Here is a 13,082-nt window from a genome sequence, read left to right on the forward strand (position 1 = left end):
TGGACGGCGCAGGCTGCGAAGAATGCGACCGTGCAGCCCATCTCTCGTGACCCGTCCCCGCCGTCCACGACCCTCGGGTACGCCCTGTTCGCCACCCGCTGGCTGCAGGCCCCGCTCTACTTCGGCCTGGTCGCCGCGCAGGGGGTGTACGTCTACAAGTTCTTCAACGAGCTGTGGGCGTTAGTCCTCCGGTGCGTGACCGGGCGGGCGACCGAGACGTACGTCATGCTCGCCGTGCTGAAGCTGGTGGACGTCGTGATGATCGCCAACCTGCTGATCATGGTGATCGTCGGCGGCTACGAGACGTTCGTCTCCCGTATCGGCCTCCAGGGCCACCGGGACCAGCCGGAGTGGCTCTCGCATGTGAACTCCAACGTGCTGAAGGTCAAGCTCGCCACCGCCATCGTGGGCATCTCCTCCGTCCACCTGCTCCAGATGTTCGTGGACGTGCACCACACCTCGCGGCACGCGCTGCTGTGGGGCACGGTGATCCACATGGCGTTCATCGCGTCGGCGGCGATCCTCGCGTACATGTCGGGGCCGATGGCGGCGCGGAGCGAGCAGGGGCATCAGCAGGCGCGGCACGAGGGCGCCTCCGTGCCGGCCGCGGCTCAGGAGCCGGCCGCGAAGGTGTTCGTGCCGGCGCAGGCCGCCGCTTCCCGGCAGGACGACGCGTCCAGCGCCGAGGAACGGCTGCGCGCCGCGGGGTTTCCGTCCAGGAAGCTGCTGGAGGAGTTCGACTCCGAGCATCCGCACTCCTTCGACCGGGAGACGGTGGCCCGGCTCGGCAAGCTGGACTTCGTCGCCGCGCACCGCAACGTCGTGTTCGTCGGTCCGCCCGGGACCGGCAAGACCCATCTGGCAGTCGGCCTCGGCGTGCGGGCCTGCCAGGCCGGGCATTCGGTGCTGTTCGCCACCGCTGAGGAGTGGGCGGTTCGGCTGGCCGGTGCGCGGGACGGCGGGCGGCTGGCCGAGGAGCTCTCCGCGCTGGACGAGCATGCCGTACTGATCGTCGACGAGGTCGGCTACACGCCCTTCGACGCGGGTACCGCCGGGCTCTTCTTCCAGCTGATCGCGCACCGCTACGAGCGTTCCTCCCTCGTCGTCACCACCGACCGGCCCCTCGGCCGCTGGGACGAGATCTTCGGCGGTCCCTCGGCCCTGGCGATGGTGGACCGGCTGGCCCACCACGCCGATCTGGTGCGGATCGACGGGGAGAGCTACCGGATGCGGCGGGCCACGTCGGCGTGGGCGGATTGAGGGGGGTGGTGCGGATTCGTGGCGCGGTGCGGGCCGGTGGGGGCTGGTCGCGCAGTTCCCCGCGCCCCTTAGGGGGTGCAGCCGGCCGCGTAGGCCTGAGCTCTTGGGATGGCGGGCGGTGGGGGGCCGGGGCTTGCGGTTCGTGGCGGGGTGCGGGTCGGTGGGGGCTGGTCGCGCAGTTCCCCGCGCCCCTTAGGGGGTGCAGCCGGCCGCGTAGGCCTGAGCTCTGGGATGGCGGGCGGTGAGGGCGGGGGCTTGTGGTTCGTGGCGGGGTGCGGGTCGGTGGGGGCTGGTCGCGCAGTTCCCCGCGCCCCTTGGGGGGGTGCAGCCGGGGGTGTTACTTCAGTGCGGGCAGGCTGACGTTGTTGACCAGGGGGCCCTCGATGGTGAGGCCCTCGGTGATCAGGGACTCGCCGCTGGAGGCGGGGAGGGGGAGGGGCAGGGGGGTGGAGGCCGCTGTGGCGTCGGGGGTGAGGGTGAGCAGGGTGGCTGCTGAGAGCAGGGCGGTGATCGTGGCGGTGCGGACGGGGTGCATGGGGGGTTCGGGGCCTTTCGCGTGAGAGGGCCGGCCCAGAGCTGCGGGGCCGGCCCGGGAGGGGGCTCGTGTCAGATCTGCGGGGTCTCGATGACCAGCCCGGCGATGTCGACGCCGACCGCCGAGGCCTGGGTGGTGAAGCCACCCATCATCAGGGCCGCGGCGGCCAGGACGGTGGCAAGGCGACGAGCTGTGCGCATGGGACAACTACCTCTCTGTTGCGCTCACTTGAGCGTGATCAGGACACCCGTTGGCTGCCCCGCGCCACGAGAGGCGATGCGGAAAGATCCCGAAGGTCCCTCAAGAGTTGGAAAAGCCCGGCGTGGCGTGCATGGAACGCCGCGTACCCCCGAACGAGTGGGGTGCCGTCAGGTCTGGTCGTCCGCCAGCTCCGCCACCCCCGTGATCCGGTGCAGCGGATACGTCCGTACCTCGTCCGCGGTGTGGTCGTACGCCGTCACGAACCCGCCCTCGACCCGCACCGGCGCGATCACCCGCTGACTCGCGGCGCCCTCGGCGTTGACGTACCCGATCCACAGCGCCTCGCCGGTCAGGACGGCGGCCTGCATGGTGGCGAGGGTCTCGGCGGAGGTCGTGCGGGGCAGTTCGCCGCCGGTCACCGCGGGGGCGGTCCCGCTGGGCTTGCGGGGCGTCGTGGAGGCGAGGTCGCCCGCGCGGATGGCGCGGATCGCGGCCGCCAGCAGCGTGGCGTCCGGCGTCGGAGGGCCGTCCGGTACCGGCTCGGGGGCGGTGCGCGGCGGGGTGCGGTGGGCGTCGGCGCGAGTGATCAGCACGTCGCCCTCCGCCGACTCGGCGGCCGGCGCGAAGCCCATCGCGCGCAGGCCCTCCAGCAGGGCGGCCGGGTCCGCCTGGGTGGCGAGGACCGTCGGCGCGAGGCGGCGCAGGCGCAGACCGGCGGCCCGCTTGTCGGCGAGGATCTCGTTCAGCACGGAGTCGTCGTCGCAGCGGACGTACGCCGAGGCGGCGCCCACGCGCAGATGCCCGTGCCTGCGGGCGACGTCGTCGATGAGGTACGCGAGTGGCTGCGGCACCGGCGTACGGGAGTGCTCGGCGAGGAAGGCGTGCAGGTCGGAGGCGGTGCGGCCGGCGTCGAGCGCGCGGCGTACCGAGCCGGGCGTGAAGCGGTACACCGTCGCGCCGCCCTTCGACTCGACGTCCGCGAGCACGCCCAGCATGTCGGCGAGCGGGCGGCGCAGCGGGCCGGGGGCCACCGCCGTCAGGTCGGCCTGGAGGAGGACGTGGTCCAGGGGCTCGGGGAGGAGCGGGGCGAGGAGCCGGGCCGCCGCGGCGGAGGCGGTGGCCTGCTCGGCGGGTGAGAGGGGCTCCGGGGGCGGGGTCGGGCGGTGGTGCACGGGGAGCTTGTCCCCGGGGCCGGCCGGCTGCTCCTCGGCCTGGGCCGCCGGTTCCGGCCGTGGCGCCCCCAGCAGCGCCCGCCCGTGCGCCGACAACGCGCCCCGCCCGGTCACCCCCAGCATCTCCGCCTCGCTCAGCGTCCACCGGGCGAGGCGGCCGCGCAGGTCGTCGTCGCGCTGCGGTCCGCGCAGCGGACGCTCCCAGCGCAGTCTGGCCAGCACCGAGTCGGGGGACGGCGACGCCCCCTCCGGAAGGCCGGCCAACAGGGTCAGCACCCGGTGCCGTACCTCCGGCGCCGCCGAGCGGTCCAGGCCGGGGCCCAGCGCCGACAACGTACGGTCCTTCGCGTCCCGTCCGCCGACCACGCCCGCCGTACGCGTCGCCGTCAGCCACGCCTGAGCCAGCAGCGCCCAGCGCTGCGGGGCGGGCTGCTCCAGCCACTCGTCGTAGGCCGGGGTCGCCGCGTACCGCTCGTCGGCCTCGCCGTCGGAGGCCAGCAGTCCGGCGGCGTAGGCGAGCTCGACCCAGAAGGCGGCCAGCGGTTCGGACACGTCGAGGGCGACGGCGGTGCGCTTGAGGTCGCGCACGCTCAGCCCGCCCGCCCGCAGCACGGCCGGCCCGCCCTCGTGCCAGTCCTTCAGCAGCTCCTCGACGGTCGCCAGCGCGGTGTACGCCTGTCCGGCCGCGGTGCTGTCCACAACCTGTGGACGGTGCGTCGCGGCCGCCTCGACGGGCGGCGGCAGCGGCTCGGTGGTGCGGTGCGCGCGGCCGGCCCGCAGATGCAGGGCGACCTCGCGGGGCAGTACGACCGTGCCGGGCGCCGTCGGCAGGAGCAGGCCGCGGTCCAGCAGCCAGCGCAGCCGCGGCGCGGGGTCGGCGGTGACCTGGCCGTACGGCGGCCCCCAGACCAGGCGGGAGAGGACCTCCCGGGACTCCTCCGAGGCGTCGGCGAGCAGCGCGGCCATCCGCCGCCGGTCGGCGAACAGCGCGGTGAGCGACGCGACGGCGGACACGGCGTCATGCGTCGAGGGCAGCCCGGCCGTCGTGACGATCTCCTGGATCCGGCCCGGCGACATGCCCGCGGTGGCCTCCTGCACGGTCGGGCCGAGGCCGGTCGGAGACGGGTGCTGCGGCGAGGGCGCCAGCAGCTCGCGGGCCGTGCGGACGAGCCGCAGCCGGTCGTCGGCGCCCCACACCAGGGCCTGCTCGCGCAGTGTGCCGAGGGCGTGCGGCAGCGCCGCCACGACCACCGGGTCGCCCTCGTCGCCGGCCATCAACCCCAGCAGTTCGTCGTACGTCGCCGGATCCGGCGCCACGGCCAGCGCCTCCGCCGTCTGCAGCGCGCACCGGTCCAGTCGCTCCAGGGCCCGCACCACGGAGGCCCGTGTGCCGGCCCGGGTCGCCAGCTGGGTGAGGTCCGTCGGCACGGGGGTGATGAGGTCGGGACGGCTGCGCAGGAGTACGGCCAGGGAGGCGTCGTCCCGCGCGCGGAGCGCTTCCGCGAGGGAACGGGGCGGTGTAGCCGGGTCGCTCATCCTGCCCACGTTAGCGGGTGGCACGCGGGCACAGGCGGTGTGCCGGGTGCCGGTAGGGGGGCACGGCAGGCGAACAGAACGTTTCACAGATGACCCCCGGATGAACATCACCCGGAGGATTCCGGCACCCCTGGCAACACCGTGCACCCACTCGTCACCCTGGGCTCCCTGCCAACTACTTCACGGCTCAAGGGAATCGGGGGGAAGCGGTGAGTGAGCGGGCGGAGCAGTGGATCGCGATCCTGAGTCTTGCGTTTCCCGTCGCGGCGTTCCTGTGGGAGTTCGCCATCGTCGGCCGCAAGCGGCTCGGCTACCGGGTGCAGATGGACACCCTGGCCGCGGACGCCGCCGACAAGCCGTACGCCGACGTACTGGGCGACATGCGGCACGACGGCCACCAGTTGAAGGACCCGTCCTTCGTCCTGCTGCGGATCGAGAACGCCGGCTCGGCCAAGATCGTGTCCGACGACTACCTCGCCGACCCCGCCGACCCCTACGGCATCAAGGTCACCTTCAGAAACCGCCGGGTCGCGGCCGTCGTCCTCACCGACCCCAGCCAGGACGAACTGCGGGACTTCTTCTTCGAGGAGGTCACCGAGGGCACCGACGTCCGCATCGGCGCGAAGCCCGGCTTCCGCCGCACCAACAACGAGGGCGAGCGCACGGGCATCATCCGGCTGCCGAAGGTGACGCTGCCCCGGGGCTCCGAGTACAAGGTGCTCGTCGTGCTGGAACGCTGGCCCGAGGACAACGGCACCGACCCCTTCCCGGACCCGGTCGTCCGCGGCGCCGGCGGGCACGGCCGCTGGTACGACCCGCTGGTGCGGTTCTTCCGGTTGAAGGCGACCCGCACCGAGAGCCACGTCTTCGCCTCCCGGCCCGCCTGGTGGGCCATCTGGATCCTGATCGCGGCCGTCGTCGTCCAGGCCTCCTACACGCTCTTCCTGCGCGACGACCGGCGTCCCCCGCTGGACTGCGTCGGCGGCACCCTGTACCTGCACGGCTCCACCGCCTTCGCGCCCGCCGTCCGAGCCGCCGCCGAGGACTACCTCACCCGGTGCGAGGGCGCCGGGGTGGCCATTCCGCTGGAGAGCGACACCTTCAAGGGCAGCACCGACGGGGTCACCGACCTGGACAAGGCCGGCCTGGACGCCGACGTCCCGGTCGGCGAGGGCCTCGGTGACCACCTCGCCTTCACCGACGGACTCGCCTCCGACGGCCACCCCCGGCTGATCCCGAGGCCCGTCGCCTTCTCGGTGTTCACCCTCGTCGTCAACAAGGACGCGGGCGTGGAGAACCTCGAACTGGACCAGATCCGCAGGGTCTTCGCCGGACAGGTACAGAACTGGTCCGAGCTCGGCGGCAACGACGTGCCGGTCCACCTGATCAACCGCGACCCCGGCTCGGGCACCCGCAGCACCCTCGTCACCAAGGTCCTGAACGGCAAGGAACCGCCCCAGTTCACCGTGACCGACTGCGCGGCCCTCAACCCCAAGAGGTACGGCCGCTGCGAGGTCACCAGCACCGACACGATGCTGAACACCACCGCAGCCGTCCCCGGCGCCCTCGGCTACAGCGAGGCCGCCGGAGTCGCCGGCCACAAGGCCGCCGACGGAATCGTCAAGCTCACGATCGACGGCAGGAAGCCGACCGCGGAAGGCGTCGAGGACACCAACTACCCGTACTGGCAGACCGAGTTCGCCTACACCTACGGCGAGCCCCCGGCCGGCTCCGTCGCCGCCGCCTTCCTCAACTTCCTCACCCAGCAGAGCGGTCGCGACATCCTGCACGAACACGGCCACGGACTCTGCTCCGAAGCGCACAACGCGGGCGAGTGCCGACCGGTCTGACCCGCACCGCACACCTTGTCCTGCGCTAACGTCGTCCTCGCGGGGTTTCGGCACACCCACCCCGGAGGGGACTTCGTGGGGATCGAGAGCGACCAGGTCGTCTACGAGTATCTGAGCCGCGTCGGCGACGTGGCCCAGCAGCGGCAGCTGCCGTCGAGCGCCCGCATGCGCCTGGTGAACGAGCTACGGGGCGAGATCGACCGGCGCCGCGCCAAGGCGCCCGTCGACAGTCCCGCCGCCGTCCGCCGCATCATCGCCCGGCTCGGCACCCCGGACGAGGTCGTCGCCGCCGCCGGAGGCTCCGTCGCGCCCGCACCCCGGGCCCCGGTCACCTCCGTGCCCGTGCAGCCGGACAGCGGGGCCGACGAGGAACGCCGCAAGGGCCTGCGCCGACTCGTGCCCCGCCCGCGCGCCGCCGAGGCCCCGGCCGTCCCCGACGACGCGCCCCCGCCGCCGCACCTCGCCGGCACGGCCGACCTCGGCGGCAGCGCGGTCCAGGCGGACTGGTGGCGGGTGGACAGCAGCCCGTTCGGGCCCGGCGAGGACGTCCCCGGATTCGTCGGAGGTGTCGAGATCCCGGAGATGCTCAGGCGTCCGCCCGCGCCGGGGGAGACGCGGCTGGAGAAGAAGGACCTCGAGGCGCCGGAGGACCCGGCCGCGGTGGAGGTGGCCGAGGAGGAAGCCCCGAAGGCCCGCCGCCGCCTCCTCCGCCGGCCGACGCTCCCCAACGGCCGCTGGAGCAACCCCTTCCTGCTGCTCGCCGCCGCGCTCCTCGTCGCCGGCGCCGTCCTCGGCCAGCTGATCGCCCTGCTCCTCGGCTGGCTCATCGCCTGGGGCTCCCGCCGGCTGAGCGACGCCGAGACCAAGTGGGCGGTCGTCATCCTGCCCGGCCTCTCCCTCACCGCGGGTGTCGTCTGGCTGTGGGGCCGCATGAACGGCCGCTGGGGCGACCCGATCGCCGAGGGCCACGTGGACGCTGCGCTGAGCGAGACCTGGCCGTGGGTGGTGCGGGGGGCGGCGGTGGCGTCGGCGCTGTTCATTGTCTGGCGCTCACAGAAACAGACGTGAGTGGTTTGCCGGCGTTGTCGTTCGTCTGCGGCGACGCGGTGGTTGCTCGCGCAGTTCCCCGCGCCCCTGAAGGGGCGCAGGCTGCGGCGCCCTAATTTCAGGGGCGCGGGGAACTGCGCGACCAGCCCCACTCCACCCGCAGCCGCCACACGACGGACACCCCCGAGCTACTGGGCGACGGCACAATGAACCCCATGGCTCCTACAACCGTCGGCTTCGACCTCGACATGACGCTCATAGACTCCCGCCCCGGCATCCACGCCTGCTACCTCGCGCTGGCCGAGCGCACGGGGACGTTCATCGACGCCGACCTGGCGATCACCCGGCTGGGACCGCCCCTCGCCGACGAGTTGATCAACTGGTTCCCGGCGGACCAGGTCGAGGCCATGGCCGACCTGTACCGCGAGATGTACCCGGCGATGGCCATCACCGCGACGCCCGCACTGCCCGGCGCCCGCGAGGCGATCACCGCCGTACGGGAGGCCGGTGGCCGCGCGATCGTCGTCACCGCCAAGTACGAGCCGAACGCCAAGCTGCACCTGGCACACCTCGGCATCGAACCGGACGCCGTCATCGGCAACCTGTGGGCCGAGCAGAAGGCCGAGGCGCTGCGCGAGTACGCGGCGGGCGTCTACGTCGGCGACCACCAGGGAGACATCCGCGCCGCCCGCGCGGCCGACGCCCTGTCCGTCACCGTGGCGACCGGGCCGTACAGCGCGGAGGAACTCGGCGAACTCGGCGCGGACGTCGTCCTCACCGACCTGACGAAGTTCCCGGACTGGCTGGCCGGCTACCTGGCGGCGCCGCGCGCCTGACGCCGCCCCGCCGCGATCGAGCGGAGCACTCCCGCGCCGGCGACGAGGAATCCGACGCCCATCAGCATGCTCAGTCCGAACATGTATGTGGGAAATGGCGTCGTTCCGAGCAGGAACGGGGTCACGGTGACCAGAGTGGCCAGGGCACCGATGAAGAACACGACCGCACCGGTACGGATCAGTCGGTCGCCGGGAGCGGCGGAATTCGTTTGGGTTTTGTCACGCACCGGACCAGGGTAGTTCCCTGCGCGAAGGAACAACCGGGCGACGTCTTGTCACCGGCTCCGGGAGCATTAGCCTTGGTAGCGGCGGGTCATGGTCGACCCGCTGTAGTGCTATCAAGAGCCGTTTTCAGAAGCAGTTTTCCGACGAGTACGAGGACGAGGACAGACGTGCCTACCGGCAAGGTCAAGTGGTTCAACAGCGAGAAGGGCTTCGGCTTTCTCTCCCGCGACGACGGCGGTGACGTCTTCGTTCATTCCTCGGTCCTCCCCGCCGGAGTAGACACACTCAAGCCGGGACAGCGAGTGGAGTTCGGCGTGGTCGCCGGTCAGCGCGGTGACCAGGCACTTTCGGTCACCCTGCTCGATCCGACGCCGTCGGTCGCGGCCGCCCAGCGCAAGAAGCCGGACGAACTGGCCTCCATCGTCCAGGACCTGACGACACTCCTGGAGAACATCACACCGATGCTGGAGCGCGGCCGCTACCCGGAGAAGACCGCCGGCAAGAAGATCGCCGGCCTGCTGCGCGCGGTCGCCGACCAGCTCGACGTATAGCTCTCAGCCGTAAGGATTCAGGGAAACACCAGCACACCCGGGCCGAGGGGCGGCACCAGCCCCTCGGCCGCCGCACGCGTGAGCAGCCCCGCACCGCCGCGGCACCTCTCTCTGAGGTGAGCGAGGGTCACGGGAACGCGAGCGCCTCGGGTCGAAGGGGCGGCACCAGGCCTTCGGCGGCGGCACGCGTGAGCAGCCCCCGCACCGCCGCATAGCCGTCCACGCCCAGGTCGTGGGTGAACTCGTTGACGTAGAGGCCGATGTGCTGATCGGCCACGGACGGGTCCATCTCCTGGGCGTGTGCCATGACATACGGGCGGGAGGCCTCGGGGTCGTCCCAGGCGGCGCGTACGGAGGTGCGGATCGCGTCGGCCAGGAGGGTCAGGCGGTCGGCGCCCAGGGAGCGCTTGGCGATGATCGCGCCGAGCGGGATGGGCAGTCCGGTCGTGTCCTCCCAGTGCTCGCCCATGTCGGCGAGCTTGTGCAGGCCGTAGTTCCGGTACGTGAAGCGGGCCTCGTGGATGACGAGCCCCGCGTCGACCTTGCCGTCCCGCACGGCGGGCATGATCTCGTGGAAGGGCATGACGACGATCTCGCCGACGCCGCCGGGGAGCGTGTCGGCCGCCCAGAGGCGGAAGAGGAGATACGCCGTCGACTTCTCGCTCGGCACCGCGACCGTACGGCCCGTGAGGTCCACGCCGGCCTCGCGGGTGAGCACCAGCGGGCCGCAACCCCGGCCCAGCGCGCCCCCGCAGGGCAGCAGGGCGTACTCGTCGAGGACGTACGGCAGCACGGCGTACGACACCTTCAGCACGTCGAACTCGCCGCGCTCGGCCATGCCGTTGGTGATGTCGATGTCCGCGAAGGTCACGTCGAGGGCGGGTGCGCCGGGGACGCGGTCGTGGGCGAGGGCGTCGAAGACGAAGGTGTCGTTCGGGCAGGGCGAGTATGCGATCCGCCAGGGCTGTCGCTGCTGTTCACCGGTCATGCGGTTGCCAACTCTCCAGGACGGGGGCGAGCTTCCCGAAGGCCTCGGCCAGGGCGGCCAGCGCGTCGCCGATGCGCCAGGCGGCGCGGTCGCGCGGGCCGACGGGGTTGGAGACCGCGCGCAGCTCCAGCACGGGCGTGCCGTGCGCGGCGGCGGCCTCGGCGACGCCGAAGCCCTCCATGGCCTCGGCGAGGGCCGTGGGGTGCCGCTCGCGCAGCCGCGCGGCGCGGACGGCGGTGCCGGTCACCGTGGAGACCGTGAGGACGGCGCCGGGCCGGGCGCCGGTGGCCGACACGACGTCTCGTACGAGTGTTTCCGGCGGACGGTGGGTGACGGTGCCGAAACCCAGCTCGGTCACGGGCAGGAAGCCGTCGGGGGTCTCCGCGCCCAGGTCGGCGGCCGTGATCTCGTCGGCGACGACGAGGGAGCCGACGGGGGCGTGCGGGGCGAACCCGCCCGCGATGCCGGTGGAGACGGCCAGGCCGTAGGGGGCGCCTTCCAGGGCGGCCCGGGTGAGGGCCGTGGCGGTGGAGGCGGCCGCCAGGGCGGGACCGACGCCGGCGGCGATCACGTGCACGCCGGGCAGGTCGAGCGCCCGGGCCACCGCGTCCCGCTCGGCGGGGACGGCGGTGGCCACCAGGACACGTAGGGCGGACGTGGTCAGCTGTCCTTCTTGAGCTTGAAGGACCACAGGCCCGTCACGTCCTGCTCGCCCTCCTTGATGGAGACGAGCGTGGAGTCGCCGCTCGCGCCGTACTGGGCGTTGAAGAACACGCTGCCCGGGACGGTGCGGTAGGTCTTCGTGCTGGAGTCGGTCAGGGGCTGGCCGTTCATGAGGATGGTCCAGCCGTTGTCCGCGATCTCCGGGTCGACGCCGAAGCGGACGGTGTCGTCCGGGTCCACCTTGATGGACTCGATGCCCTTGCCCTTCAGGCAGCCGGCCAGGTCCTTGGTCTGAACGGCCTTGCCCTCGCCACCGCAGGTCGCCTCGGAGTGGACGGAGGAGGTGCCGACGGTGACCGTGGCCAGCGGGGTCGGCTTGTCGCAGGCCGACAGGGCGAGCAGTCCGGCGGAAACGGCGCCGGCGGCGGCGAGCGCGCGGCGGCGTCGCGATACGGAGTGCGTGGTCATGGGCGAAGGCTATCGGGCGTGTGTGACGCTCTCTCCATGTGGGGGGCGGCGTGCCGTGGGGCATGTGGGGGTCGGTACGCGCGTCACCTCGCCGTCAGGCCACATGGGGCCGGCTGTGTGCGCCGTGCCGGGCCGAGCCGATCAGTCCCTTGACGGTGGTCAGCCAGCCGACGGCGACGATCGCCGCGCCCACCAGCAGCCCGAACGAGCCCTTCAGCGGCAGCACGATGCCGATCGCGCCGCCCAGCACCCAGGACATCTGCAGCAGCGTCTCGGAGCGCGCGAACGCCGACGTGCGGACCAGCTCCGGCACGTCCCGCTGGATCAGCGCGTCCAGCGACAGCTTCGCCAGGGCCTGCGCGAACCCGGCGGTCGCCGCGAGGAACGCCACCAGGACCGCGCCGAAGAAGATCGCGGCCGCGAGCGCGGCGAGCAGCACGAACCCCACGACCGTCACGATGATGATCTCGGGCGCCCGGGAGCGCAGCCACGCCCCGACCGCCGTGCCGCAGGCGTTCCCGACCCCGGCCGAGACGGCCACTATGCCCAGGGAGACGGCCGCGCTCTGCCCGGACATCGGGTGCTCGCGCAGCAGGAACGCCAGGAAGAAGATCAGGAAGCCGGACAGGCAGCGCAGGGCGGCGTTGGCGCCGAGGGCGTGGGTGACGGCGATGCCGACCGTGCGCAGGCCGGGGCGCTTGACCGGTTTGAGGTGGGGCCCGTGCAGATGCTGCTCGTCGGCCGCCAGCAGCGCGGTGTCCTCGCCCTTGGCCGAGTCGACCTTCGGCGGCAGCGTGAACGACAGGAACGTACCGGCGACGAAGATCAGGAAGGCGCCGTACAGCGGATAGCGCGGTCCCAGGGCCTGGAGGCCCGCGCCGATGGGGGCGGCGATGCCGGTGGCGAGGAGCCCGCCGAGGGTGACCCGGGAGTTCGCCTTCACCAGGGAGAAGCGGGGTGGCAGCAGGCGGGGCACCACGGCGCTTCTGACGACGCCGTAGGCCTTCGAGGCGACCAGCACCCCGAGGGCGGCCGGATAGAGCTCCAGGCTGCCGGTGACGACCGCCCCGGACAGCACCAGCGCGAGCATGGCGCGGGCGAACATGGCCCCGGCCATCGCGGCGCGGCGGCCATGGGGGAGACGGTCGAGGAGCGGGCCGATCACCGGCGCGAGGACGGTGAAGGGGGCCATGGTGATGCCGAGGTAGAGCGCGACCCGGCCGCGGGCCTCGTCGGTGGGGACGGAGAAGAAGACGGTGGAGGCGAGGGCGACGGTGATCATCATGTCCCCGGCGCCGTTCACCCCGTGCAGTTCGATCAGCTTGCCGAGGCCGGACTCGCCCGCCCCGTGCGCGTGGGTGGCCTTGCGGATGCCGCGGGCGGTGCCGGTGAACGGGAAGTGCAGGGCACGGCCGACCGCACGGAAGGAGCCGCGCCCGCGGCCCGTTCCGCCACCTCGATTGCGGCCGCCCTTGGCCCCACCGATACCGGTGGCTCCTTCGGGCCGCCTCGCGGTTGCCACGACGCAATAGTGCCCCGAAGTGGGCGTGGGTAGTGCGGTTACGGCGCGTATGGAGGGCAAGGTCCCGGATCCGCGGAGGGCGCCGCGCGACGGTGAATGGGCCGTCGGTGTAGGCCCAGCGCCCGCGAGCAGGTAGCGTGCGTATCTCAGCCATCCCGCACAATGGATGACGTAGGTGCGCCCGAGCGCGATTCGGGTGCGGACGTCGACGCGGCCCACAGGTCCGCT

At 72.7% G+C, this 13,082-nt stretch carries 13 protein-coding genes; 5 read left to right on the forward strand and 8 right to left on the reverse strand.

Going from position 1 to position 13,082, the window contains the following annotated elements; all coding sequences use genetic code 11:
• Positions 1–30 precede the first annotated feature (30 nt).
• Positions 31–1,260 (forward strand): IS21-like element helper ATPase IstB, encoded by a 1,230-nt coding sequence (istB, locus tag ACFZBP_RS22310; RefSeq protein ID WP_383447237.1) that lies wholly within the window; start codon positions 31–33, stop codon positions 1,258–1,260.
• Between the two features lie 337 nt (positions 1,261–1,597).
• Here istB and ACFZBP_RS22315 read toward each other — a convergent pair whose 3' ends face one another.
• The 3 genes from ACFZBP_RS22315 to ACFZBP_RS22325 all read right to left on the reverse strand — a co-directional run bounded on the left by ACFZBP_RS22315 (position 1,598) and on the right by ACFZBP_RS22325 (position 4,704).
• A complete protein-coding gene (locus tag ACFZBP_RS22315; protein WP_391415457.1) occupies positions 1,598–1,795 on the reverse strand; it encodes a hypothetical protein in 198 nt (65 codons plus the stop codon).
• A gap of 71 nt (positions 1,796–1,866) precedes the next feature.
• Positions 1,867–1,995 (reverse strand): hypothetical protein, encoded by a 129-nt coding sequence (locus tag ACFZBP_RS22320; protein WP_383447243.1) that lies wholly within the window; start codon positions 1,993–1,995, stop codon positions 1,867–1,869.
• A 168-nt stretch (positions 1,996–2,163) separates the two neighbouring features.
• Entirely contained in the window at positions 2,164–4,704 is a 2,541-nt protein-coding gene (locus ACFZBP_RS22325) for a helicase-associated domain-containing protein (protein ID WP_391415459.1), read from the reverse strand.
• Between the two features lie 209 nt (positions 4,705–4,913).
• On the opposite strand from ACFZBP_RS22325, the gene ACFZBP_RS22330 reads away from it, so the two are divergent.
• The 3 genes from ACFZBP_RS22330 (at position 4,914) to ACFZBP_RS22340 (ending at position 8,437) form a co-directional block, all read left to right on the forward strand.
• Positions 4,914–6,554 carry a substrate-binding domain-containing protein gene (locus tag ACFZBP_RS22330; RefSeq protein ID WP_391415461.1) on the forward strand — a complete coding sequence of 547 codons (1,641 nt, stop codon included), beginning with the start codon at positions 4,914–4,916 and terminating at the stop codon, positions 6,552–6,554.
• Between the two features lie 75 nt (positions 6,555–6,629).
• Positions 6,630–7,622, forward strand: a complete 993-nt coding sequence (locus ACFZBP_RS22335; protein ID WP_391415463.1) for a hypothetical protein — start codon at positions 6,630–6,632, stop codon at positions 7,620–7,622.
• Positions 7,623–7,807: 185 nt separating this feature from the next.
• Entirely contained in the window at positions 7,808–8,437 is a 630-nt protein-coding gene (locus ACFZBP_RS22340) for an HAD family hydrolase (protein ID WP_383447256.1), read from the forward strand.
• Here ACFZBP_RS22340 and ACFZBP_RS22345 read toward each other — a convergent pair.
• Positions 8,413–8,664, reverse strand: coding sequence for a hypothetical protein (locus tag ACFZBP_RS22345; RefSeq protein WP_383447259.1), 252 nt, complete (start codon positions 8,662–8,664; stop codon positions 8,413–8,415). The genes ACFZBP_RS22340 and ACFZBP_RS22345 overlap by 25 nt on opposite strands.
• A gap of 165 nt (positions 8,665–8,829) precedes the next feature.
• Here ACFZBP_RS22345 and ACFZBP_RS22350 point away from each other — a divergent pair, with 165 nt between their 5' ends.
• On the forward strand, positions 8,830–9,213 hold the full coding sequence (locus tag ACFZBP_RS22350) for a cold-shock protein (RefSeq protein WP_217206711.1): 384 nt from the start codon (positions 8,830–8,832) through the stop codon (positions 9,211–9,213).
• Between the two features lie 127 nt (positions 9,214–9,340).
• On the opposite strand, the gene ACFZBP_RS22355 is transcribed toward ACFZBP_RS22350, so the two are convergent.
• From ACFZBP_RS22355 to ACFZBP_RS22370, 4 genes are all read right to left on the reverse strand, one after another.
• On the reverse strand, positions 9,341–10,201 hold the full coding sequence (locus ACFZBP_RS22355; RefSeq protein WP_391415466.1) for an MqnA/MqnD/SBP family protein: 861 nt from the start codon (positions 10,199–10,201) through the stop codon (positions 9,341–9,343).
• Positions 10,191–10,838: a futalosine hydrolase gene (locus ACFZBP_RS22360; RefSeq protein ID WP_383447268.1), complete on the reverse strand. Its 648-nt coding sequence runs from the start codon at positions 10,836–10,838 to the stop codon at positions 10,191–10,193. Before ACFZBP_RS22360 ends, ACFZBP_RS22355 begins: the two co-directional genes overlap by 11 nt.
• A gap of 23 nt (positions 10,839–10,861) precedes the next feature.
• On the reverse strand, positions 10,862–11,332 hold the full coding sequence (locus tag ACFZBP_RS22365; RefSeq protein WP_391415468.1) for a DUF2771 domain-containing protein: 471 nt from the start codon (positions 11,330–11,332) through the stop codon (positions 10,862–10,864).
• 94 nt (positions 11,333–11,426) lie between these two features.
• Complete coding sequence (locus ACFZBP_RS22370; RefSeq protein WP_383447273.1) at positions 11,427–12,854, reverse strand: MFS transporter; 1,428 nt, start codon at positions 12,852–12,854, stop codon at positions 11,427–11,429.
• Positions 12,855–13,082: the final 228 nt, after the last annotated feature.

Source organism: Streptomyces sp. NPDC008086, assembly GCF_042957325.1.
Classification (GTDB): domain Bacteria; phylum Actinomycetota; class Actinomycetes; order Streptomycetales; family Streptomycetaceae; genus Streptomyces.